Here is a 21833-nt window from a genome sequence, read left to right on the forward strand (position 1 = left end):
CATCGGCGCCGGTCCGTGCTTTCAGCCGCCCCGATGACCCACCTTCCCGATCCCACGAAGCCGCTCGACAGCGACACCGCCTATCAGGCTTTCGCCGACCTGCTCGACGGCAAGCCGTCCGAGGACGAGATTGAACGCTTTCTGACGATCATGACCGAGCGCGACGAGAGCGCCGTCGAGATCGCAGCCGCTGCCTCTGCCATGCGCGAGCGGCTGATCCCAATCGACGCGCCCGACGGCGCCATCGACGTGTGCGGTACCGGGGGCGACGGGCAGCATACGCTCAATGTGTCGACCGCGGTTTCGATCGTCATCGCTTCGCTCGGCGTGCCCGTCGCCAAGCATGGCAACCGCGCTGCGTCGAGCAAGGCGGGCGCGTCGGACACGCTGGAAGCGCTGGGCCTCGACCTCCCCCATGCCGGAGAAATCGCAGAACGCTCGCTGGCGCAGCTCAACATCTGCTTCCTCCACGCCGCCAACCACCACCCGGCGATGGCCCGGATCACGCCGATTCGGAAACGGATCGGCAAGCGCACCATCTTCAACCTGATGGGGCCAATTTCTAATCCGGCAGGCGTGACGCGTCAGCTGATCGGTATCGCCCGGCCCGACTATGTGCCAATCTACGCTGCGGCGCTGAAGGAGCTGGGCGCCGAGGCAGCCATGGTCGTCTCGGGCGAGGAAGGGCTGGACGAGCTTTCGATTTCCGGGCCCAGCCGCATTGCCGCCTTCGGCCGGATCGACACCGGCGATCGCGTCGAGCCCGACGATGCGGGCCTCGCCTCCCACCCGATCGAGAAGATTCGCGGCGGCGATGCCGCCCATAACGCCGCGGCGCTGCGCCGGTTGCTCCGAGGCGAGCGCAGCGCGTATCGCGATGCCGTGCTGCTCAACGCGGCGGGCGGGCTGATCGTGGCCGGCCGGGCTGGCGGTTGGGAACATGGTGTCGCGCAGGCGGCGAGCGCCATCGACCAGGGGATCGCCATCGACCTGCTCGACCGCTGGATCGCCTTCCGGTGAGTGACAAGCTTGCCGAAATTTGCGCGGTCAAACGCGAGGAAGTCTCGCGCCGGAAGAGCGTCACATCTCTGGCCGAGGTCGAAGCGGCGGCCTCCGGGCAATCCGCGCCGCGCGGTTTCCGTGCCGCGCTGGACGCCAAGGCCGCAACCGGATTCGCGCTGATCGCAGAGATCAAGAAGGCCAGCCCGTCCAAGGGCCTCATCCGTCGCGATTTCGATCCGCCCACGCATGCTAGGGCCTATGCGGCGGGAGGCGCCGTCTGCCTGTCCGTGCTGACCGACGAGCCCTTTTTCCAAGGCAGCGACGCCTATCTCGCCGCGGCGCGCGATGCCGCCTCGCTGCCTGCCTTGCGCAAGGATTTCATGGTCGATCCTTGGCAGGTGCTCGAAGCCCGCGCCATTGGCGCCGATGCGATCCTGATTATTGTCGCGGCGCTGGATGACGGCGTGATGGGGGAAATCGAGGCCGCGGCAATCGAACAGGGCATGGATGTGCTCATCGAGGTGCATGACGGAGCCGAACTCGATCGCGCCTTGGCCCTCCAATCGACGCTGATCGGCATCAACAATCGCAACCTCCGGACGTTCGAGACCCACCTTTCAACCACCGAGAAACTGGCCGCGCGCGTTCCCGAAGAATATCGCCTCGTCTCGGAAAGCGGCATCGCCACGCATGACGACTTGCTCCGGCTCGCCGATCACGGCGTCCGCGCGTTCCTGGTCGGTGAATCGCTGATGCGCGCCGACGATGTCGAAGCTGCGACCCGCATGCTACTAACCGGCCATCATGGCTGACAAACTCACCCATATCGATGCGACAGGCGAAGCGCGCATGGTCGACGTTTCCGCCAAGGCCGCCACGGCACGCGAAGCCGTCGCGACCGGATCGATCACCATGACCGACGAAGCGCTGGCGGCGATCCGCGCCGGCAATGTGAAGAAGGGCGATGTGCTCGGCACGGCCCGCATCGCCGGCATCATGGCAGCAAAGAAGACGAGCGATCTGATCCCGCTCTGCCACCCGCTGCCGCTCGACGGGGTGACGCTCGACCTCGAAATCCGCAGCGATGATATCAGCGCGACCGCAACCGTCCGCACCACGCACAGCACCGGCGTCGAGATGGAAGCGCTGACCGCCGTCTCGGTCGCGCTGCTGACGATCTACGACATGGCCAAGGCGCTCGATCGCGGCATGGCCATCGGCGGCATCCGCCTGCTCGCGAAATCGGGTGGCCGGTCGGGCGAATGGCGCGCCGAATGAACGCGCTCCTCCCCGTCGACGAAGCGCGCGAGCGGCTGCTGTCGCTGGCCGCACAGTGCGACGAAGAAACGCTTGCCATCGGCAATGCTGACGGACGCTGGCTCGCCCGGCCCGTCCGCGCGCGGCGTAGCCAGCCGCCCGCCGATCTTTCGGCAATGGACGGCTATGCGATCCGCTTCGCCGATATGCCTGGCCCATGGCGCGTGATCGGCGAGAGTGCGGCGGGTCGGCCGTTCGGCAAGACCGTCGGCCAGAAGGAGACGGTGCGCATCTTTACCGGCGCACAGATGCCTGAAGGCGCCGACACGGTCCTCGTTCAGGAAGATACGGATAGCGATGGCGCGCAGGTCAGACTGACTGGCGAAGGTCCCGGCGAACCGGGCCGGCACGTGCGAGCGCTCGGCGGCGATTTTTCCAAGGGCGACGCGATCCTGCCCGCCGGCAGCTTCCTCAATTCCCGGCGGATCGGGTTGATGATCTCCGCCGGGCACGACGATGCGGTGGTCCGCCAGCGCCCGAAGCTCGCGCTGATCTCGACCGGCGACGAACTCGCGCTTCCCGGCAAAGCCGTGGACGACCCCGCCGTCATCCCCGCATCGAACGGCCCCGCATTGATTGCACAGCTTGCGCATCTCCCGGTTCAGATCAGCGATCACGGCATCGTCGCCGACGATCTGGAAGCCCTCGCCAAGGTGCTCGAACGCGCGCGCAAGGCGGATATCATCGTCACCATCGGCGGGGCATCGGTCGGCGATCACGATCTGGTGCAGAAGGCGCTGCGTGCCGCCGGAGCGCGGATCGATTTCTGGCGGATCGCGATGAAACCGGGAAAGCCGCTGATGGCCGGAACGCTCGGCAAGGCGGTGGTGCTCGGGCTTCCCGGCAACCCGGCCTCGGCCTACGTGACGGCGAAGCTGTTCCTCGAACCGCTGATCGCGAAAATGGGCGGCGCCGCCGATCCGGGCCCCGCCTTCGTCCCCGCCATGCTCGCCTCATCGCTTCCCGCTACCGGTGATCGTGAGGAATATCTGCGCGGGCATTGGACCGACGGCGGGGTCTCGCCGCTGGACGGACAGCAGAGCTCACTGATCCGGGCCCTTGCCGATGCCGAGCTGCTGATCCGAAGAAGCGCCGCCGCATCCGAGGCCCGCCCCGGCGATCACATCGAAATCCTCGGCCTGACTTGACAGCGAATCTTTTGTTTCCTAACCGTTCTCCGTCTGTTCCATAGGATGGGGACGAGGAATGTTGACGAAGAAACAGCATGAACTGCTGACCTTCATTCATGATCGGTTGGCCGAGACGGGCGTTTCACCGTCTTTCGAGGAAATGAAGGACGCGCTCGAGCTCAAGTCGAAGTCCGGCGTGCACCGGCTGATTTCGGCGCTCGAGGAACGCGGCTTCATTCGCCGCCTGCCCAATCGGGCCCGCGCGCTCGAAGTCGTGAAGATGCCCGAGCAGATGAGCGCCAAGGGCAAGTCGCCGATCGGCAAGGCGCCGGACATCATGCCGGTCGCCGCAAACGATATTCTCGAATTGCCGCTGCACGGCCGGATCGCCGCCGGCCAGCCGATCGAAGCGATCGAAGGTCAGGACAGCCTCTCCGTCCCAGCCGCGTTCCTCGGATCGGGCGAACATTATGCGCTAGAGGTGTCGGGCGATTCGATGGTCGATGTCGGCATTCTCGACGGCGATTATGCGCTGATCCGCAAGTCGCAGGTCGCGCGCGAGGGCGAGATCGTCGTCGCACTCGTCGACCGGAACGAGGCGACGCTCAAGACCTTCCGGCGCGAAGGCAAGATGGTGCGGCTCGATCCGGCCAATAGGCAGTATGAGCCGCAACGCTACGCCCCCGAACAGGTCGAGATCCAGGGAACGCTGGCAGGATTGCTTCGCCGCTACTGAACGCGGCGCCAGGGGTGATCCTCGCCCGGCGTCCGAACGGTTTCGACCGAAGCCCTGTCGAGGTCGATCGAGACACCGCCGGTTTCGCGCAGCATGTCGCGATCGATCTTCAGCCAGCGCGGCGTGCAGGTCGCCGGCAGTCGCCGGTCGCTGACGACGATATCGGCGGCGGCGCATTCGGACCGCATCGCTTCGATCGGCAGATAATAGGAGCTGCGCGTCGCGAAAATGCGCCATTGCCGCCCTCCCCGCCACATCGTCCAGCGACAGCTGTCGCCATTGCACCACGCCGCCGGCAGATCCGCGAGATCGGTTGCCAGCGCTTCGGTACCCGCCGTCTCGTTGAGCATATCGCGCACATAGTCGCCGGCGCGCGGCCGCAGCAACGCGAGATCGCCGGACGCCGCGCGCACGGCCACATGGCGACCGTCGCCGGTCACATAGACGTCCGGGCTGCCTGCAAGAAAAACGCTCAAGCCGCCGGCGACGACGGCCACCAATCCCCATCGTCTCCACGGGGTTTTCCACAGACATAGCCACAAGCCGCCGGCGACGATGAGGAGGAACGACCCGATCGCCATGGCGGGGAGCAGCGCGACCGCGCCTGGGGCGTTCGACACGAAATGCGCCAGGCCGAGAACGCCGCCCAGCGCACGCTCTACGAGCCACCAGACCGGTGCGCCGAGGCCGATGATGTCGAGCAGCAACGCCAGCGCTTCGAGCGGGATCACGATGAAGGTGGTCAGCGGGATGGCGACGATGTTGGCAAGCGCACCGTATAATCCAGCCTTGTTGAAGTGGTAGAGCGCAATCGGCATCAGCGCGATCTCGACTGCGAGTCCGGTCAGGAACAGACCGAGCGCGAAACGACCGAGTTTGCGCGCCCACGCCTCGTCGCGGCGCGACAAGAGACGCTTCGTCCATTGCTGTTCGTGCAGCGCCACGATCGCGATGACGGCGGCGAAGCTGAGCTGGAAGCTCGGACCGACGAGCGTTTCCGGCCAGAACAGCAGGACGACCAGCGCACCGGTCGCCACCAGCCGCAGCGTGATCGCCTCCCGGCCGAGCGCGATCCCGCCCAGGATAAGCATCGCCGCGACACAGGCGCGGACGGTCGGTACCTGCGAGCCGGTGAACAGCGTATAGGCCAGTCCCGTCAACGCTCCGACGCCCGCTGCGATCAGCACCAGCGGCCATCGCAGCGCCCAACCCGGGTGCAGCGCCAGCAATTTGAGGACGATCAGCATCGTCACGCCGATGACCGCTGTCACGTGAAGCCCGCTTATCGCGAGCAGATGCGCCAATCCGCTGCGCCGCATAGCTTCGGCATCGGCTTCGGAGATGCCGGACCGGTCGCCCGTCGCCAGCGTCGCGGCGATCCCACCCGCACCACCATCCACCGCGCTGCGAATATGATCGGCCATCCGCGATCTCGCAGCAGCCATCGCGGGACCGACGCCGCGCTCGCCATCTGCACGCACGATCTCGATGTCGCCGAATGCACGCCCCGTCGCGCCGAGCCGGTCGAACCACGCCCTGCGCGCAAAGTCATATGCTCCCGGCACTCCCGCTTCGGGCGGCGGCATCAGCCGGGCGCTCATCTGCACCCATGTGCCGGGCCGAAGGCCGGCTGGTGCATCTTCTGCAGCGACGTTGACGCGAAATCGATCGGGAAGATTCTCGCCGCTCGGCCGGACGACCGTCAGGCGCACCGCTTCGCGCGCGGGCAATTCCTCGACAGCCTCGATTTGAGCCACAAATGTCTCGACCACGGGACGGTCGAGCGTCCCGACATCGATCGACACCGCGCGCAACCAGATCAGCGCGATACCCAGCGCAAAAGCAGCAGCCAGCCACATCGCCGCCCGTCCCGTCCGCGTCGTTCTTCCGAGCGCCCATCCGCCAATGAACGCCGACAGCGCACCGCAGAGCGCGGCGATCCAGTGTTCGCGAAACGGCAGCAGGAACCAGCTCCCGATCCCGGCAGCAAGCCCGACGGGCAGCCATAGGGGCAGCTGGTCGCGTTCCGCCTCCAGCCGCGATTCGATCCAGGCCGGCAGCGACGCTCGCGTCGATTGCCGCCCGCCCGCCGCCATGCTAGGCGCTGCGCCGAATAGCCCCCTCATCGTTACAGTCTTGGAGAATGCGCGCATGGGCGCAACCGAAAACGTCGTCACCCGCTTTGCCCCCTCGCCCACCGGCTTTCTGCATATCGGTGGCGCGCGCACGGCGCTGTTCAACTGGCTCTTCGCGCGGCACCATGGCGGCGAGTTCAAACTGCGCATCGAGGATACCGACAAGGCGCGATCGACCGATGAGGCGATCGCGAAGATCCTCGAAGGCATTCGCTGGCTCGGCCTGGATTGGGACGGCGAGGAAATCTACCAGTCGCAGCGCGTCGGCCGCCATGTCGAAGTGGCGCAGGCGTTGCTCGAGAAGGGCGCGGCCTATCGTTGCTATCTGACGCAGGAAGAGCTGCAGGCGATGCGCGAAAAGGCGCAGGCGGAGCGCAAGCCGTTCCGCGTCGAAAGCCCGTGGCGCGACCGCGATCAGTCCGACGCCCTGGAGGGAACCGCGTCGGTCGTTCGCCTGAAGGCGCCGCGCGACGGCGAAACGACGATCGAGGACGCGGTGCAGGGAAGCGTCACGGTCAGCAATGCCGAGATCGACGATTTCGTCATGCTGCGCGGCGACGGCACGCCGACCTATATGCTCGCCGTCGCCGTCGACGATCATGACATGGGCGTCACCCACTGCATTCGCGGCGACGATCATCTCAATAACGCCTTTCGCCAGCGTGTGCTGATCGATGCGATGGGCTGGGACCGGATGACCTATGCCCATGTTCCGCTGATTCACGGATCGGACGGCGCGAGGCTGTCTAAGCGCCACGGCGCGCTCGGCGTCGAAGCCTATCGCGACGAGATGGGGATGCTGCCCGAAGCGGTGTTCAACTATCTCCTCCGGCTGGGCTGGGGCCATGGCGACGCCGAGATCATTTCGCGCGAAGAGGCGACCGAATGGTTCGATCTCGCAGGCGTCGGCAAGTCGCCCGCCCGCTTCGACGTCAAGAAGCTGGAAAACCTCAACGGCCACTATCTGCGCGAGGCCGATGACGGGCGGTTGGCCGACATTGTCGCCCCGATGATTGCCGCGCATATCGGTCGCGATCTGCACGAGAACGACCTTGATCTACTGCAACGCAGCATGGGCGCAATCAAGCCGAGAGCCAAGACAATCCACGACCTTGTGACCGGCGCCCTGTTTCTTTTTCGCACCCGCCCTCTCGATCTGGACGACAAGGCGAAAATGCTGCTAGATGCCGATGCGAGGGCGCTCCTCGCCAGGCTCCAGCCGGTGTTGAACGGGTTGGCGGACTGGACCGAAAGCGCTCTCGATACCGCCGTAAGGGAGTTCGCCGAGTCCAGCGATCTGAAACTGGGCAAGGTTGCACAGCCCCTCCGCGCGGCGCTGACCGGAAGCGCGCAGTCTCCGGGGATTTTCGATGTGCTGCTACTCCTCGGCCGCGAGGAGTCGCTGGCACGGATTGCCGACCAGGCAAATTGACGAGGAGCAGACCAGATGTCCGATGACGCAACCTACACGGTCGGGAACCAGGAATATCCGTTGCTGGAAGGGACGATCGGGCCGAAGGTTGTCGACATCCGGGCGCTCTACAAGGACACCGGGATGTTCACCTACGACCCCGGCTTCAAGTCGACGGCGAGCTGCGAATCCGGCCTGACCTATATCGACGGTCATGAAGGCGTCCTGCTGCATCGCGGCTATTCGATCGAGGACCTGTCGGAGCGGTCGAGCTTCATGGAGACGTCCTATCTGCTCCTGAACGGCGAACTTCCGACCAAGTTCGAACTCGACGATTTCATCTACACGATCACGCGCCACACCATGGTGCACGAGCAGCTCAAGACGCTCTACAACGGCTTCCGCCGCGACGCGCATCCCATGGCCATCATGTGCGGGGTCGTCGGCGCGCTATCCGCCTTCTATCACGATTCCACCGACATCACCGATCCCGAGCAGCGCAAGATCGCCTCGCACCGGCTGATCGCCAAGATGCCGACGATTGCCGCGATGGCCTACAAATATTCGATCGGCCAACCCTTCCTCTATCCGGACAACGATCTCTCCTACACGGGCAATTTCCTGCGTATGACCTTCGGCGTCCCAGCCGAGGAATATGACGTCAACCCGGTCGTCGAGCGGGCGCTCGATCGCATCTTCATCCTGCACGCCGATCACGAGCAGAACGCCTCGACCTCGACCGTGCGGCTCGCCGGCTCGTCGGGTGCGAACCCCTTCGCCTGTATCGCTGCGGGCATCGCCTGCCTTTGGGGCCCGGCGCATGGCGGCGCGAACGAGGCGGCGCTCAACATGTTGCACGAGATTGGCCATCCCGACCGGATCCCCGAATATATCGCCCGCGCCAAGGACAAGGACGATCCGTTCCGGCTGATGGGCTTCGGCCACCGCGTCTACAAGAATTACGACCCCCGCGCCTCGGTGATGCGCAAAACGGTCCGCGAGGTGCTGACCTCGCTCAATGTCAGCAACCCGGTGTTCGACGTCGCGCTGCAGCTTGAGGAAATGGCGCTCAACGACGATTATTTCATCGAGAAGAAGCTGTTCCCAAACGTCGATTTCTATTCGGGAATCATCCTGTCGGCGATCGGCTTCCCGACGACGATGTTCACGGCGCTGTTCGCGCTCGCCCGCACCGTGGGCTGGGTGGCACAGTGGAACGAGATGATCTCCGATCCAGGTCAGACGATCGGCCGTCCGCGCCAGCTCTATACGGGCCCGGCGGCGCGCGATTACGTCCCGCTCGAAAACCGCGGCTAGGCCGAAAGCGGCAGCGTCAGCACGAAGCGCGCGCCCTGCCCCGGCGCGCTGTCGACCTCGATATCGCCGCCCATGGCGCGCGCGAGCCTGCGCGAGATATAAAGGCCGAGGCCGCTGCCCGGTTCATTGGCCGATAGCCGCTCGAACTTCTCGAAAATCTTCGGCTGATCTTCCTTGGCGATTCCGCGCCCCTGATCGGCGACGATCACGGCGGCCAGATCGCCCTCATGCTCGCAGCGGATCCAGACCTGGCTGTCGGCCGGCGCATAGCGGACGGCGTTGCCGACCAGATTGACGAGGATCTGGAGCACGCGGCGATAGTCGCCGGTCGCGGCCAGCGCTTCGTCATCGGCGGGCCGGTCGATCCGGATGCCCTTTTCATCGGCGCGAACCGAAAGCAGCCCCGCCGCCGCCCGCGCGACATCGGCGAGATCCATCGCCTCGCGGCGCGGCTCGAAATCCTCGCGCTCGATCGCGTTCAGGTCGACCAGATCCTCGATCAGCGCCAGCAGATGACGGCCTGCCGCCGCGATATCGCCGGCATATTCGGAATAGTCGCTGCGGATCGGCCCTTCGGTCTGCGCCTGTATACTCTCGGCATTGGCGACGATGCGGTCGAGCGGCGATCGCAGCGCCTGGTCGAGCTGGCGGCCGAACGCATCAGGCACGTCGACGGCGAGCGCCGTTTCGCGCGACCCGGTATCGGGCGCATCCTCAAGCTCCTCCGCCGTGCCGCGAAAGCCCGCGAACCGGCCATGGCCATCGGTCAGCGGCACGGCTGAAAGGCGGACACGCGGCGCGGCCTCGGTGCGAACCGTGCCAAGCTGCCCTTCGAAACGGCGATGCTCGGCCAGCGCGGTCAGGATCGGCAGGTCCCCGCCCTCTCCCTCGCTGAAGCGAAAGAGACCGGTGAGCGGCTGGCCGATAAACGGATCGATCGACCCGAGCGCCTTGGCTGCCTCTTTGGATATCGCCGTGATCCGCAGCGATTGATCGGTTTCCCAGAGCCAGTCGGCCGCGGCGCGCAGGAAATCATGTTCGCGACGCCCCGTATCGCCGGACACAGTGACGGCCGGTCGGGTATTCCAGCCCGCTATCGTCAGATCGACACCATCGCCTTCGGGCTGGGCGCGAACCCACAGGTCGAGATCGTTTTCGCCGTCGGCCGCGAGAACCGACCGCGACACGAGGATGCCGAGCTTGCCGGCCAGCGCAACTAGCGCGGCGATCTGCGGCACGGCGATCGGCCCGCCTTCGGTGCCTCCCGCGCGCCGTTGCAGCTCCGCGAGGCGCGGCTCGGCAGCGACGAGACACCCGTTTCCGTCGACCCGGCCCGAAACGGTATCGTCTGGCATCGCGACGCTCACTGCCGCGTTCGCGTCGCCGGATCGGCGAGCGCCGCGACGGTTTCGCGATAGAGCGCGTCGGACTGCCAGACCTTCAGGGCCTCCCGGGCGGCCTCAGCATCGATCGCATCATATCCCGTCATCACATCGACGAGAGCATCGTCGCCGCCGCCATGCGCGCCGGACAGCCCTGCAAACAGCATCAGGATCCCCGCCGCGCTCTCGCGCCTCATTCCGCACGCCGCAAGGACCAGCGCATGAGCCGCGATATCTCCACCGGTGAGAAAGTCCGCCACCGTCTCGACCGAGAGGTTCGCGCGTTTGGCCAGCATCGCCGCATAGGGCCATATATGGCCCGCCCGGGCGCAGCGCACGCACATCGCATCGGTCGCGTCGATACCTTCGGCCAGCGCGATGGCCGCCGAAACGAGCGGAGAACCATGGGGCGCCGACAGAACCGTCTCTACCGCCGAGACGGCGATCCGGTCCATCGCCGCCGCATCGGCGCCATGAATGCCGACGGCATAGTCGCGCAATGCCGCCGCCACACGCCAGTAAAGCATGCGCCGCTGCGCATCGGAGAGGTCGCCTTCGTCGAATTGCGGTACGCCCGACATGTCGCGTTCGCCGTTGCGCGCGATCATCATCGCGGTCGCAGCCCGTGAAACAGCGGGGTCTTCGCTTTCGATCAGCTCTTCGAACAGGTCGGCCTCGTCGCCACCTTCCTGCCGTTCCAGCATCGAGCCGAGCCGATGTATCGCAATATGGCGGAGAATGGCGCCCACCAGTTCCGCATCGATCGCCAGCCCGGCCGATGACAGGATCTTGGCGGCGATGGCCACGCGTATCGAACCGAATGACTGCCGCAGTTCCTCGCCATCGGGAAAGTCGGGATGGAGCAGCATCCGCGCGCGCAAATCCGCCTCGACGGCATGGAAAAGCCGCTCGATGCTCCGGTCTGCCGCAAGCCGTTCGATATCCGATAGCGGCCGTTCTTCGGGCGACCGCAAGGTCGCAATGGCAAGCGCGACGCGGCGCGGCATCGCGATCATCGCGCGCGCGGGTGCGCCGAGCAGCGCAAGAGCGTGCTCGTCCGCCATTTCCTGTTCGGGCGGAACCGGGTCAACCATCGGTTTTCCCTAGCCCAATCGTCGTTAAAACGGTGCTAATCCTCGCAATGTCCCGTTTCCGCCGTCTTCGGCACGGGAGCAGCGAATTCGATCAGCAAGAATGCGGACAACAGGCCATAGGCGGCGGCGAATGCCGGCCACCAGATCCACCATCCGAAAGCACCGAAGAGCGGTAGCAGCCAGAATATTCCCGTGGCGGTTGCCCGCGCGGCGGCATAGGGCACTGCCGGGCCGCCCAGCTTCGCCAGTTTGCGCATCGTCCGCTCGACGAGAAGGAGCAACAGCATCGCCGCGCCGACAAAGGCCCAATAGAGCGGATTTCCGGCCATTTCCACAACCGGACGTCCGAAAACAGCGATCGCCGCACCATAAACGGCAGGCAGCGCGAGCCGGGTCCGCCAATTGTTATGTGGGTCGCACAAACGCGCGACATCGATCCTCGTGGCGATCGCCGCCAACAAACCCGGCAGGAGGAGCAGGATCGCTCCTGTCCATAACCAGTTGAAATAAAAGGCGACCGCGCCCCCAATCGCCAGCGCCACGGCCGCCAGACGCAACCAGTTCGGCTCGATCGGGCGATCGATCAGCAGCGGCGCGATGATGCCGGCAGCGGGCGCCAGCACGAACCGCTCGATCCAGCTTGCATCATCGGTACGCGCGGGCAGCATGTCGGCGCGCCCCGCCCGGCGGCTCGCCGCTTCGTCGTCGGCGATCACGATCGACGCACGGCCCTCCTTGGCGTCGGCATCGTTGTTCGAGGAAACGAAACGCGGGCCCGACTGGACGATCCGGCGCATCAGCGTCGATTGCAGGTCCCAATCGCCGAGCATGGCCGCCGTTTCGGAGAGCATGTTCGCATCGGTCAGCGCCAGCCCCGCCCAGCGCCATTGCGAGTCGACGCGCTCGAAACCGGCATTTTCCGGGATGTCGGGCACGACGAGAACGGCCGGCGGCCGTTGGGCGGCGAGCGCTTCGAAACAAGGCGGCGCGGCAATCAGCCCGTCCGCGACGAGGATAATCGCCTCTTCGGGATGAAAACGGTCCGCCGCATCGGCGGGCGTCCGTGCAATTTCGACGGCGATCCCGTCGCGCCGCAGCCGGTCCAGCGCTTCATTGAGCGCCGCCGGAACCCGTTCGACGAGGATCACCGCATGGCGGGCACCGGCGCCGATCGCCCGGCGCACCTGATATTCGAGCAGCGTGCGCCCCGCCATGGGCAGCAGCGCGCGCAGGCCGCTCTCCGTCCCTTCCGCTTCCTGATAGGCGGCGATCAGCGCCGCAATGGCCATGATGTCGTCCCGGCTTGCATCGCCGGTTCGATACGCGCCTTGCGGCCCCCGTGCAAAGCCGGTGGCCGCGCATTACCGGGGATTGATCGCTATTCGCCGTCCTGATTTTCGCGGGCGAAGCTGGCCATGGCCTTGTCGAGGCGGCGCAGAAGCGTGCGGCTGAACGGTGTTCCTTCCGACGCTTCTTCGGCGAGACTCATCAGGTCCGTGACCCCGAAACTCGCCGCCAGTCCTTTGAGCCGCCAGGCAGCGACCTGCCATTGCTGGTCGTTAACGGCATTGTGGAGCGAGGCGACATGGCGCTGCGCGCTCTCATAGAATGCGGCGCGAAGCTCGGCAATCAGCCGATTATCGTCGCCCGCGGCAGCCGCCAGCGTCTTGTCCAGAGCTCCAGGATCATATGCCATGCTGTGACATTAAAGCATCGCTGTTAACGCTCCGTTTCCATGCCCGGCTTTCTCCGCGACAATATCATGGTAAATATGGCGTTTGCGGGAGGGCTCTCATGGGCGAAGCGGCGCGCGATATCGCGGACGAAACCGACGAGGCGGAGGCTTCGGTCGAGACGGAAGGCTATGATGCGTCCGACGACTGGGTCGTTCCGGACGACGAATATTTCGCGATCGAAGGCGCGAGCTGGGGCGAACGCCTGCCGATCATCGCCCTCCTGCTGCTCGGGCTCAGTTGGATCGGCTTTGTCGGCTGGGCGGCTTTCGACGCGATGCAGGCTGCACCTGCCACGCCGACGCAGATCGCCAACTGGATCGCCATCGGCACCATCCCGCTCGCGCTGCTCGGCATCATCTGGCTGCTCTTGCTGCGCACAAGCCGGCGCGAGGCGATGCGATTCGGCCGGACATCCGAAGCAATGCGCGCCGAAGCCGTCCGGCTCGACCGCGCGATGCACGATGTCGAATGCCGCCTCGCCGATCTGCGGCAGGAAGTCTCGAACGAGACCGACCGGTTGATCGCGCTCGGCGAGGAAGCCGCCGACCGGCTGGGGTCGATCAGCGCCGATATGCGCAGCGCAGGCGGCGTGATCGAGGAACGGTCGAACATGCTCGATTCGAGCGCGAAATCGGCCAAGCGCGACATGGACGTACTGCTCTCCGATCTCCCCCGCGCCGAACGGCAGGCGAAGGATCTCGGCGAGAAGTTGCGCAACGCCGGAACGACCGCGCACGAACAGGCCGGTGCACTCGATGCGCAAATTGCAGCACTCGCCACGCGCGGCCGCGAAGCCGACGAGATCGCGGGTGGCGCCGCGCAAAGGCTCGCCGCCACGCTTTCGCGGATCGAGGGCGTCAGCGAAGTGGCAGCGCGCCAGCTCGATGAAACCGGCGAGCATATCGACGCCGCCGTCGAAGCGGCATTGGAAAAATCGAGCGCGGCGGTCGAGGAAACGCGCCGCGCGATAGCCGAGATCGGCAAGACATTGTCCGGCCTGGCCGACAATGCGCGGATCACCGTCGAACAGGGAGGTGCCGATGCGGCAGCGGCGCTCGAGGCGAAAATCGCCGCCACCGAACAGGCCCTGACGGCGATGGAGGCGCAGTTCGGCGAACAGGGGCGGCAGGTCGAAACGCTGCTCGATCGCGTCAATGCGCGGCTGGGCGAAGCGGAGACGCAGTTCGCATCGCTTGGCTCGGACGGCGAGGTGCATGTCGAAAAGCTGCGCCAGGCTGTCGAGCGGCTCGAAGCGGACATGGCCGGGCTGTCGGGCACGATGGGGCAGAATGACGAGCGCGCCGTTCACCTGATCTCCCGCGCGGCCGAGGTGCAGGCGGCGCTCGACCTCAACAGCGAGGCGTTGACGGGCGCCTTGCCCGAACAGTTCGAAGCTCTGGAAACCCGCAGCGCTCAGACGCGCGAGGCGATCGCCGCGCTCGGCCCGGATCTCGAAACGCTGGTCGAATCGGCAGAGACCGTTTCCTCCTATGTCGCGACCAGCGGCGAGAGCCTGAGCGACCAACGCGAGCGTGTGGAACGGTTCGTCGAGCAGTTCGGCGAACGGATCGATACCATCCGCGCGGCGATCGAGAATTTCGAGGCGTCGCTCGTCGAAACCGACGAACGCGCGCAGAGCATTGCCGATGCCGCCGCGCCCCGCCTTGTCGAAATACTGATGAAGGTGCGCGAGACGGCCGATCAGGCGGCGGAAAAATCGCGCGCGGCGTTCGGGGACATCATCCCGCAAAGCGCCGCCGCGCTGGGCGAGGCGACCCGAGAGGCGCTGGAAAACGCGATGCAGACCGATATCGAGGCGCGAATCGGCGATATCAATGCGGCCGCCGAGCGGGCGATCGCAAGCACGGAAGAAGCGTCATCACGCCTCCGCGAACAGCTGGCGGAAGTCGAACGATTGACCGAAGCGATGGAAGCGCGTGCCGAGCGGGCACAGGCAACGGCGGCCGATGCGGATATGGACGGTTTTGCGCGGCAGGTGACGCTGCTGATCGAGTCGCTGAATTCGACGGCCATCGATGTCACCAAGATCCTGTCGAACGACGTCACCGACACGGCCTGGGCCGCCTATCTGAAGGGCGATCGCGGCATCTTCGCGCGGCGCGCGGTGAAGCTGCTCGACACTGGCGAGGCGCGCGAGATCGCCAGCCAATACGAATTCGACGCCGAATTCCACGGCCAGGTGAACCGCTATATCCACGATTTCGAAGCAATGCTGCGCCGCGTGATGGCGACACGCGACGGTTCGCCACTGGCCGTGACGCTGCTGTCTTCGGACAATGGCAAGCTCTACGTGGCGCTGGCTCAGGCGATCGAACGGTTCCGGGATTGAGGCGACAGGCCTAGTTCCGCATCGACTCCGGCTTTATGAAGTCCAGAAAATCGGTGCCGATCCAGCCATAGACATAATTGGCGTAGAACAGCCCGAAGAAGATCGCGGCAAGGATCGTCGTCCGCAGCGCAATGCGGCCGGCCGGAAATCGGTGCGGCGCGCTTTCGGCATGGCCCTGCTCGATCTCTTCTCCGGCCTCGCGCGCCGTCTTCGCGTAAAAGGGCAGCACGAAAAACAGGCTGAGGAACCAGCACAGGAAGAAGATCGCGACGATCGATGTAAGCTGCATTGTCAGACCTCGATCACCGACACCTGGACGACGGGCTTCTTGCCCGTCCATTCGGTCGCGCAGCGGCGCACGGCGAGGCGGACGGATTCACGCAACGCTTCGCCGCTTTTCTTGCCGCGCCCGACCACATCCGACGCCGCGGCGATCAGGTCATCGACACATTCCTCGCGTTCATCTTCGACCGGGATACCGGCCAGCGTGACGACAGGACTGCCGCGCAACTTGCCCTTTGCATCGAGCGCGATGGTGACGGCGATCAGGCCGCGATAGCCGATCCGCCGCCGCTCGTTCATCGTCTCGCCATCGGCGGGCAGGATCACGTCGCCATCGAGCACGAGGCGGCCAGCGCGTTCGTGACCGGTAATCTCCGGCCCGTCGGGCGCAAGCCGCACGACGTCGCCATTCTGCTGGACGATCGTATGCGGAACGCCCCGGGCGGCGCCGAAGCGCGCCTGTTCGGCCATGTGCCGCATCTCGCCGTGAACCGGCACGAGGATCTCGGGACGAATCCACTCATACATTGAGGCGAGTTCCGGGCGGCCGGGATGGCCTGAAACATGGATATCGGCCTGACGGTCCGTCACCATCGTCACGCCCTTTTCGGCGAGGAGGTTCTGGATCCGTCCGATGGCGAGTTCGTTGCCGGGTATCTGCTTCGAGCTGAACACGACCGTGTCCCCAGCGGTCAGCCGGATCGGATGATTGTCTTCGGCGACCCGTGCCAGCGCGGCGCGCGCTTCCCCCTGCCCGCCCGTCGCGATGATCATCACCTTGTCGCGCGGCAGCTTCATCGCCGTGTCGAAATCGACCGTCTCTGGAAAGTCTTTCAGATAGCCGGTTTCCTGGGCGTTCTCGATGATCCGGTCGAGCGAGCGGCCGGCCACGCACAGCGTACGCCCGCAATCCTGCGCCACCGCCCCCAGCGTCTTCAGCCGCGCCGCGTTCGAGGCGAAGGTCGTGACGAGCACCCTGCCCGTCGCCTCCCCGATCACCGCGTCGAGTTCCTCGCGCACCATGCCTTCGCTGCCCGAGGCACTTTCGTTGAAGACATTGGTCGAATCGCAGACGAGCGCCAGCACGCCCTTGTCGCCGATCGCGCGCAGTTCCTGCTCGGTGCTCGGCGTGCCGAGCTGCGGGTCCTCGTCGAGCTTCCAGTCGCCGGTGTGGAAGATATTGCCATAGGGCGTGCCGATCAGGACGGCGTTGCCTTCGGGAATCGAATGAGCCAGCGGCACGTAATCGAACGAGAACGGCCCGAGCTCGAACGTGCCATGTTCGCGCGGGATGATGTTGAGTTCGATCTCGCCGGCCAGCCCCGCTTCTTCGAGCTTGCGACGGATCAGGCCCGCCGTGAACGGCGTTGCATAGAGCGGCACGCCGAGATCGCCGGCGAGATAGGGCAGCGCGCCGATATGGTCCTCATGACCATGGGTCAGGACGATGCCGAGCAGGTCGTCGCGCCGATCTTCGATGAACTCCAGATCGGGCAGCACCAGTTCGATCCCGGGATAATAGGGATCGCCGAACGTCATGCCGCAATCGACCATCACCCATTTGCCCTGGGTGCCGTAGAGATTGACGTTCATGCCGATCTCGCCCGATCCGCCGAGCGCGAGGAAAATCAGTTCATTTTTGGGGGTCATGCGCGCCTATTGACGCATCCATCCGACGAACGCCAGCCACATCGCCAGTTTTCAGGATTTGGAACGCTCGTAGAGCATGGCCAGGCCCTGGATCGTCAGGTCGGGCTCGATCGCGTCGAACACCCGTGTATGCTCGTCGAACAGCGTCGCGAGGCCGCCCGTGGACACCACCTTTGCCGGACGGCCAATTTCAGCGCGCGTGCGCTCGACCAGCCCCTCGATCATCGCGACATAGCCCCAGAACACGCCGATATGCATCTGGCTTTCCGTCGTCGTGCCGATGACGGACATGTTGCCCTCGGGCGCCTCGATCGCGATGCGCGGCAGCTTGGCGGCGGCGTTGACGAGCGCATCGAGCGAGAGGTTGATCCCGGGTGCGATGATCCCGCCCTTGTAGGCGCCGCTGTAATCGATGACATCGAAGGTCGTTGCCGTGCCGAAATCGATGACGATCAGGTCTTCGGGATAAAGCGCGTGCGCGGCAATCGCATTGACCGCCCGGTCCGCGCCGAGGCTACCCGGTTCGGGAATGTCGAGCTGAATGCCCCAGCTTACCGGGTCATGCCCGGCAATCAGCGGGTCGCAATCAAAATATTTGGTCGAAAGCACCTCGAGATTATGGAGCGCCCGAGGGACCACGGTGGCGATGATCACGGCTTCGATATCGGCCGGCCCCTTCCCCTCCAGTGCCATCAGATTATGCAGCCAGACCGCATATTCGTCGCCCGTCCGCCGCGGATCGGTGGCGATGCGCCAGCGCGCCTTAATCTCGCGACCTTCGACAAGCGCGAAGACGACATTGGTATTCCCGGCATCGATGGCGAGCAGCATGGGCGGTTCCTTGCGCGAATTCAGACCAAAAACACGTCGCCTGCGTGAATGACACGAACCTCGCCGTCTTCCAAGCGCAGCCGCAACGCGCCGTCTTCGTTCAGGCCGTCGAAGACGCCGGCAACCGGATCGCCTCCGCCGTCATGCACTGTCAGCGGCGTTCCCTGCGCATGCGCCCGGCCCTGCCATTGCGCGATCGTCGCGGAGAGCGGGTTGGAGCGCCAGTGATCGAGCACGCGCGCGAATTGGGGCGCGAGGTCCGCGATGAAGATATCCGGCGGAATATGCCCGCCATGGGCGGCAAGGCTGGTGACCGGGCGATCGAGACCGGTCGGATGGCTCGCAAGATTGAGCCCCATGCCGACGACCACGGCGTCACCCTCCCGCTCCAGCAAAATGCCGCTGACCTTGGCGCCGTCGAGCATCAGGTCGTTCGGCCATTTGAGCACGAAACGCCCATAGGGGAGATAGGACAGGGCGGTGTCGAACAGCGCGATCGCGGCGACCATCGCGAGCGATGCGGGCGGCGGATCACCGTCTTTGAGCCTCACAAGCGTGCTGGTGTAGAGGTTGCCCTTGGGCGACGTCCAATCCCTGCCCTGCCGACCGCGTCCGGTCGTCTGCACATCGGCGCGCAGCCAGAGTCCTTCCCCCGCGCCCTCGCGCGCAAGAGCCATGAGATCGTCGTTGGTCGAACCGGTCTCGGCGACCGAACGAATTTCGGGCTTCATCAGATTGTCGCCGTCATCGCAGCGAAAGCTGGGATGACGCAACGCGTCAGAACAGCACCGCCGCCGCGTTGCCCGCCGTCAGCGCGAGGAACGGCACGGCGAGATAGCCGAGCGGCGACACCGCTGCCGCAGTGAGCGCAATGATGCCGTTTTCGATGACGCTGTCGGCGCGAACATAGTCCTCGGCCGGATCATCGAAGTAGATCGTCTTGATGACGCGCAGATAATAATAGGCACCGATCACCGAGAGCGCGATGCCGATAACGGCGAGCGGGAACAGACCGGCCTGCACCGCCGCATCGAAGACGAGGAACTTGCCCCAGAAGCCGAGCAGCGGCGGGATTCCGGCAAGGCTGAACATGAAGATCGCAAAGGCGGCTGCGAGCGCCGGCTGCGATTTCGAGAGGCCCGCCAGACTCTCGATCGTTTCGACCGGACGACCATTCGTATCGCGCATCTGCAGCACGCAGACGAAGCTTCCCACCGTCATCACGACGTAGATAGCCATATAGCTGAGCGTCGCTGCGACGCCCGCTTCGGTAGCGGCGGCGAGACCGATCAGCGCGAAACCGATATTGTTGATCGAGCTGTAGGCGAGCAGCCGCTTGATGTTGTTCTGGCCGATGGCGGCGACGGCGCCAAGCGCGATCGAAGCGAGCGCGACGAAAATCACGATCTGCTGCCAGTCCGAGGATGCCGGACCGAGCGCTTCGAACACGACACGGATCGACAGCGCGACGGCGGCAACCTTGGGTGCCGAAGCGAAGAAGGCGGTGACGGGTGTCGGGGCACCTTCGTACACATCGGGCGTCCACATATGGAACGGCACGGCGCTGATCTTGAAGGCGAGACCCGCCAGCAGGAAGACGAGGCCGAACAGCTTGCCGGTCGACATCTCGGCGGCGAAGGACTGCGCGATGCCCTCGTAACTCGTCGTGCCGGTAAAGCCGTAGAGCAGCGAAACGCCGTAGAGCAGGATGCCGCTGGCAAGCGCGCCGAGGACGAAATATTTGAGCCCTGCCTCGGCCGAACGCGTGTCCTTGCGCATGAAACTCGCGAGGACATAGGCGCTGAGGCTCTGGATCTCGAGGCCGATATAGAGCGTCATCAGGTCGCCCGACGACACCATGAACCCCATGCCGAGCGCGGCAAATAGGATCAGCACCGGATATTCGGGCTGCATCTCGCCCGCACGTTCGAAGAAGCGGAGCGCCATCAGAATCGACGCGATCGCGGTGCCGTAGATCAACACCTTGGAGAAGGTCGAGAAAGCATCGGCGTTATAGAGGCCGCCGAAAACCGGGCCTGCATGGCCGGCCGGCCCGATCAGCGAAAGCCCGCAGGCAATCAGCAGCAGCACCGCGTAAATCGAAACGCGACGACCGATATTGTGCTTCTTGCCAAAGGCCGCGACGAGCAGCAGGTCCGTCCCGCCCAATGTCAGGATCAGTTCGGGCGCGACGGCGAGAAGCGTTTCCCATTCCATCAGTGCGCGCCTTCCGTTTCATGCGATTCTTCCGAACCGTGATGTTCGTCCTCCGGCATACCCGCACCCATGGCGAGCTGGCCATCACCGGCGGGCGCGGCACTCTCGATCCGATCGAGCAGCACGCCGATATCCTGCCGCATCGGCGCCAGGAAGCTTTCGGGATAGACGCCCATCCAGAGCACGACGGCCGCGATCGGGCCGAGCGTCAGGAATTCGCGTGCCGAAAGATCGGGCATCGCGCGCACCTCGTCGCTGTCGATCGTGCCGTAACAGATGCGCCAGTAGAGATAGAGCATATAGGCGGCGCCGAGGATGATGCCGGTCGTGCAGACGAAGGCGACCCAGCTCTGCGCCTCGTAGGCGCCGACCAATGCGAGGAATTCGCCGACAAAGCCGCTCGTGCCCGGGAGGCCGATCGAGGCCATGGTGAAGAGCAGGAAGAGCAGCGCGTATTTGGGCATGTTGTCGGAAAGCCCGCCATATCGGTCGATCTCGCGCGTATGCAGGCGATCGTAGATCACGCCGACGCACAGGAAGAGCGCGCCCGAGACGAGGCCATGGCTCAGCATGACAATCATCGAGCCTTCGAGACCCTGCCGGTTGAACGCGAACAGGCCGATCGTCACGAACGCCATGTGCGCGACGGACGAATAGGCGATCAGCTTCTTCATGTCCTGCTGCACCAGCGCGACGAGCGAGGTGTAGACGACGGCGACCATCGACAGGCCGAAGACGATCCAGACCAGCTCCGCACTCGCATCGGGGAACATCGGGAGCGAGAAGCGGATAAAGCCGTAACCGCCCATTTTGAGGAGCACGCCGGCCAGGATGACCGAACCCGCGGTCGGCGCCTGGACGTGCGCATCGGGCAGCCAGGTATGGACCGGCCACATCGGCATTTTGACCGCGAAGCTGGCGAAGAAGGCGAGCCACAGCCAGATTTGCGCGTTAACCGGGAAATCGTACGCCATCAGCGTCGGGATGTCGGACGTGCCCGCCTCGTTCACCATCCACAGCATCGCGATCAGCATCAGCACCGATCCGAGCAGCGTGTAGAGGAAGAATTTGTAGCTGGCGTAGATCCGTTCCGCACCGCCCCAGATACCGATGATCAGATACATCGGGATCAGCCCGGCCTCGAAGAAGATGTAGAAGAAGAACAGGTCCTGCGCGACGAACACGCCGATCATCAGCGCCTCCATCGGCAGGAAGGCGGCCATATATTCGGGCACGCGCGTCT

Annotated in this window: 19 protein-coding genes; 8 read left to right on the forward strand and 11 right to left on the reverse strand. The window is 65.1% G+C overall.

Features of this window, described 5'->3' with window-relative positions; translation table 11 throughout:
• The first annotated feature begins 33 nt into the window (after positions 1-33).
• From trpD to lexA, 5 genes are read left to right on the forward strand one after another with little or no spacing between them, the layout of a single operon-like run.
• Entirely contained in the window at positions 34-1020 is a 987-nt protein-coding gene (gene trpD, locus Q0139_RS09130; RefSeq protein WP_298020490.1) for an anthranilate phosphoribosyltransferase, read from the forward strand.
• Entirely contained in the window at positions 1017-1814 is a 798-nt protein-coding gene (gene trpC, locus Q0139_RS09135; RefSeq protein WP_298020493.1) for an indole-3-glycerol phosphate synthase TrpC, read from the forward strand. The genes trpD and trpC overlap by 4 nt, the downstream gene beginning before the upstream one ends.
• Positions 1807-2280 (forward strand): cyclic pyranopterin monophosphate synthase MoaC, encoded by a 474-nt coding sequence (gene moaC, locus Q0139_RS09140; protein WP_298020496.1) that lies wholly within the window; start codon positions 1807-1809, stop codon positions 2278-2280. The genes trpC and moaC overlap by 8 nt, the downstream gene beginning before the upstream one ends.
• A complete protein-coding gene (gene glp / locus Q0139_RS09145) occupies positions 2277-3467 on the forward strand; it encodes a gephyrin-like molybdotransferase Glp (protein ID WP_298020499.1) in 1191 nt (396 codons plus the stop codon). Before moaC ends, glp begins: the two co-directional genes overlap by 4 nt.
• Positions 3468-3525: 58 nt before the next feature.
• Entirely contained in the window at positions 3526-4185 is a 660-nt protein-coding gene (gene lexA / locus Q0139_RS09150) for a transcriptional repressor LexA (protein WP_298020502.1), read from the forward strand.
• Here lexA and Q0139_RS09155 read toward each other — a convergent pair.
• Positions 4179-6281, reverse strand: a complete 2103-nt coding sequence (locus Q0139_RS09155) for a ComEC/Rec2 family competence protein (RefSeq protein WP_298020504.1) — start codon at positions 6279-6281, stop codon at positions 4179-4181. The genes lexA and Q0139_RS09155 overlap by 7 nt on opposite strands.
• Positions 6282-6336: 55 nt before the next feature.
• Between Q0139_RS09155 and gltX the strand changes: the two genes are divergently transcribed.
• Positions 6337-7752 (forward strand): glutamate--tRNA ligase, encoded by a 1416-nt coding sequence (gltX, locus tag Q0139_RS09160; RefSeq protein WP_298020507.1) that lies wholly within the window; start codon positions 6337-6339, stop codon positions 7750-7752.
• Positions 7753-7767: 15 nt separating this feature from the next.
• Positions 7768-9048: a citrate synthase gene (locus Q0139_RS09165; RefSeq protein WP_298020510.1), complete on the forward strand. Its 1281-nt coding sequence runs from the start codon at positions 7768-7770 to the stop codon at positions 9046-9048.
• Here the strand turns inward: Q0139_RS09165 and Q0139_RS09170 are convergent.
• The 4 genes from Q0139_RS09170 to Q0139_RS09185 form a co-directional block, all read right to left on the reverse strand.
• On the reverse strand, positions 9045-10403 hold the full coding sequence (locus tag Q0139_RS09170) for a HAMP domain-containing sensor histidine kinase (RefSeq protein ID WP_298020513.1): 1359 nt from the start codon (positions 10401-10403) through the stop codon (positions 9045-9047). The two genes, Q0139_RS09165 and Q0139_RS09170, sit on opposite strands and share 4 nt — an antisense overlap.
• Positions 10404-10411: 8 nt before the next feature.
• Complete coding sequence (locus tag Q0139_RS09175) at positions 10412-11524, reverse strand: DUF2336 domain-containing protein (RefSeq protein WP_298020516.1); 1113 nt, start codon at positions 11522-11524, stop codon at positions 10412-10414.
• Between the two features lie 35 nt (positions 11525-11559).
• Complete coding sequence (locus Q0139_RS09180) at positions 11560-12813, reverse strand: hypothetical protein (protein ID WP_298020518.1); 1254 nt, start codon at positions 12811-12813, stop codon at positions 11560-11562.
• A gap of 89 nt (positions 12814-12902) precedes the next feature.
• On the reverse strand, positions 12903-13220 hold the full coding sequence (locus Q0139_RS09185) for an Hpt domain-containing protein (protein WP_298020521.1): 318 nt from the start codon (positions 13218-13220) through the stop codon (positions 12903-12905).
• A 98-nt stretch (positions 13221-13318) separates the two neighbouring features.
• Here Q0139_RS09185 and Q0139_RS09190 point away from each other — a divergent pair, with 98 nt between their 5' ends.
• Positions 13319-15610, forward strand: a complete 2292-nt coding sequence (locus Q0139_RS09190) for a hypothetical protein (protein WP_298020524.1) — start codon at positions 13319-13321, stop codon at positions 15608-15610.
• A 10-nt stretch (positions 15611-15620) separates the two neighbouring features.
• On the opposite strand, the gene Q0139_RS09195 is transcribed toward Q0139_RS09190, so the two are convergent.
• From Q0139_RS09195 to Q0139_RS09220, 6 genes are all read right to left on the reverse strand, one after another.
• Positions 15621-15899 carry a DUF1467 family protein gene (locus Q0139_RS09195; RefSeq protein ID WP_298020527.1) on the reverse strand — a complete coding sequence of 93 codons (279 nt, stop codon included), beginning with the start codon at positions 15897-15899 and terminating at the stop codon, positions 15621-15623.
• A 2-nt stretch (positions 15900-15901) separates the two neighbouring features.
• Complete coding sequence (locus Q0139_RS09200; RefSeq protein ID WP_298020531.1) at positions 15902-17542, reverse strand: ribonuclease J; 1641 nt, start codon at positions 17540-17542, stop codon at positions 15902-15904.
• 51 nt (positions 17543-17593) lie between these two features.
• A complete protein-coding gene (locus Q0139_RS09205; RefSeq protein WP_298020534.1) occupies positions 17594-18373 on the reverse strand; it encodes a type III pantothenate kinase in 780 nt (259 codons plus the stop codon).
• 20 nt (positions 18374-18393) lie between these two features.
• Positions 18394-19104: a biotin--[acetyl-CoA-carboxylase] ligase gene (locus tag Q0139_RS09210; RefSeq protein ID WP_298020537.1), complete on the reverse strand. Its 711-nt coding sequence runs from the start codon at positions 19102-19104 to the stop codon at positions 18394-18396.
• Between the two features lie 46 nt (positions 19105-19150).
• Positions 19151-20593 (reverse strand): NADH-quinone oxidoreductase subunit NuoN, encoded by a 1443-nt coding sequence (nuoN, locus tag Q0139_RS09215; RefSeq protein ID WP_298020543.1) that lies wholly within the window; start codon positions 20591-20593, stop codon positions 19151-19153.
• Positions 20590-21833: NADH-quinone oxidoreductase subunit M (locus Q0139_RS09220; RefSeq protein WP_298020540.1), on the reverse strand; the 1244-nt coding region annotated here is incomplete at its 5' end. The genes nuoN and Q0139_RS09220, both read right to left, overlap by 4 nt.

Origin of the sequence: uncultured Parasphingopyxis sp., assembly GCF_937129435.1 — a bacterium.
Classification (GTDB): domain Bacteria; phylum Pseudomonadota; class Alphaproteobacteria; order Sphingomonadales; family Sphingomonadaceae; genus Parasphingopyxis.

Excerpts from the sequence above, each read along its gene's own strand:
- moaC (WP_298020496.1), top strand. The coding sequence starts at position 1,807 with ATGGCTGACAAACTCACCCATATCGATGCGACAGGCGAAGCGCGCATG.
- Q0139_RS09175 (WP_298020516.1), bottom strand. The coding sequence starts at position 11,524 with ATGGTTGACCCGGTTCCGCCCGAACAGGAAATGGCGGACGAGCACGCT.
- Q0139_RS09185 (WP_298020521.1), bottom strand. The coding sequence starts at position 13,220 with ATGGCATATGATCCTGGAGCTCTGGACAAGACGCTGGCGGCTGCCGCG.
- trpD (WP_298020490.1), top strand. The coding sequence starts at position 34 with ATGACCCACCTTCCCGATCCCACGAAGCCGCTCGACAGCGACACCGCC.
- glp (WP_298020499.1), top strand. The coding sequence starts at position 2,277 with ATGAACGCGCTCCTCCCCGTCGACGAAGCGCGCGAGCGGCTGCTGTCG.
- Q0139_RS09210 (WP_298020537.1), bottom strand. The coding sequence starts at position 19,104 with ATGAAGCCCGAAATTCGTTCGGTCGCCGAGACCGGTTCGACCAACGAC.
- lexA (WP_298020502.1), top strand. The coding sequence starts at position 3,526 with ATGTTGACGAAGAAACAGCATGAACTGCTGACCTTCATTCATGATCGG.
- Q0139_RS09190 (WP_298020524.1), top strand. The coding sequence starts at position 13,319 with ATGGGCGAAGCGGCGCGCGATATCGCGGACGAAACCGACGAGGCGGAG.
- Q0139_RS09205 (WP_298020534.1), bottom strand. The coding sequence starts at position 18,373 with ATGCTGCTCGCCATCGATGCCGGGAATACCAATGTCGTCTTCGCGCTT.
- gltX (WP_298020507.1), top strand. The coding sequence starts at position 6,337 with ATGGGCGCAACCGAAAACGTCGTCACCCGCTTTGCCCCCTCGCCCACC.
- Q0139_RS09195 (WP_298020527.1), bottom strand. The coding sequence starts at position 15,899 with ATGCAGCTTACATCGATCGTCGCGATCTTCTTCCTGTGCTGGTTCCTC.
- Q0139_RS09170 (WP_298020513.1), bottom strand. The coding sequence starts at position 10,403 with ATGCCAGACGATACCGTTTCGGGCCGGGTCGACGGAAACGGGTGTCTC.
- Q0139_RS09165 (WP_298020510.1), top strand. The coding sequence starts at position 7,768 with ATGTCCGATGACGCAACCTACACGGTCGGGAACCAGGAATATCCGTTG.
- Q0139_RS09180 (WP_298020518.1), bottom strand. The coding sequence starts at position 12,813 with ATGGCCATTGCGGCGCTGATCGCCGCCTATCAGGAAGCGGAAGGGACG.
- Q0139_RS09155 (WP_298020504.1), bottom strand. The coding sequence starts at position 6,281 with ATGGCGGCGGGCGGGCGGCAATCGACGCGAGCGTCGCTGCCGGCCTGG.
- Q0139_RS09200 (WP_298020531.1), bottom strand. The coding sequence starts at position 17,542 with ATGACCCCCAAAAATGAACTGATTTTCCTCGCGCTCGGCGGATCGGGC.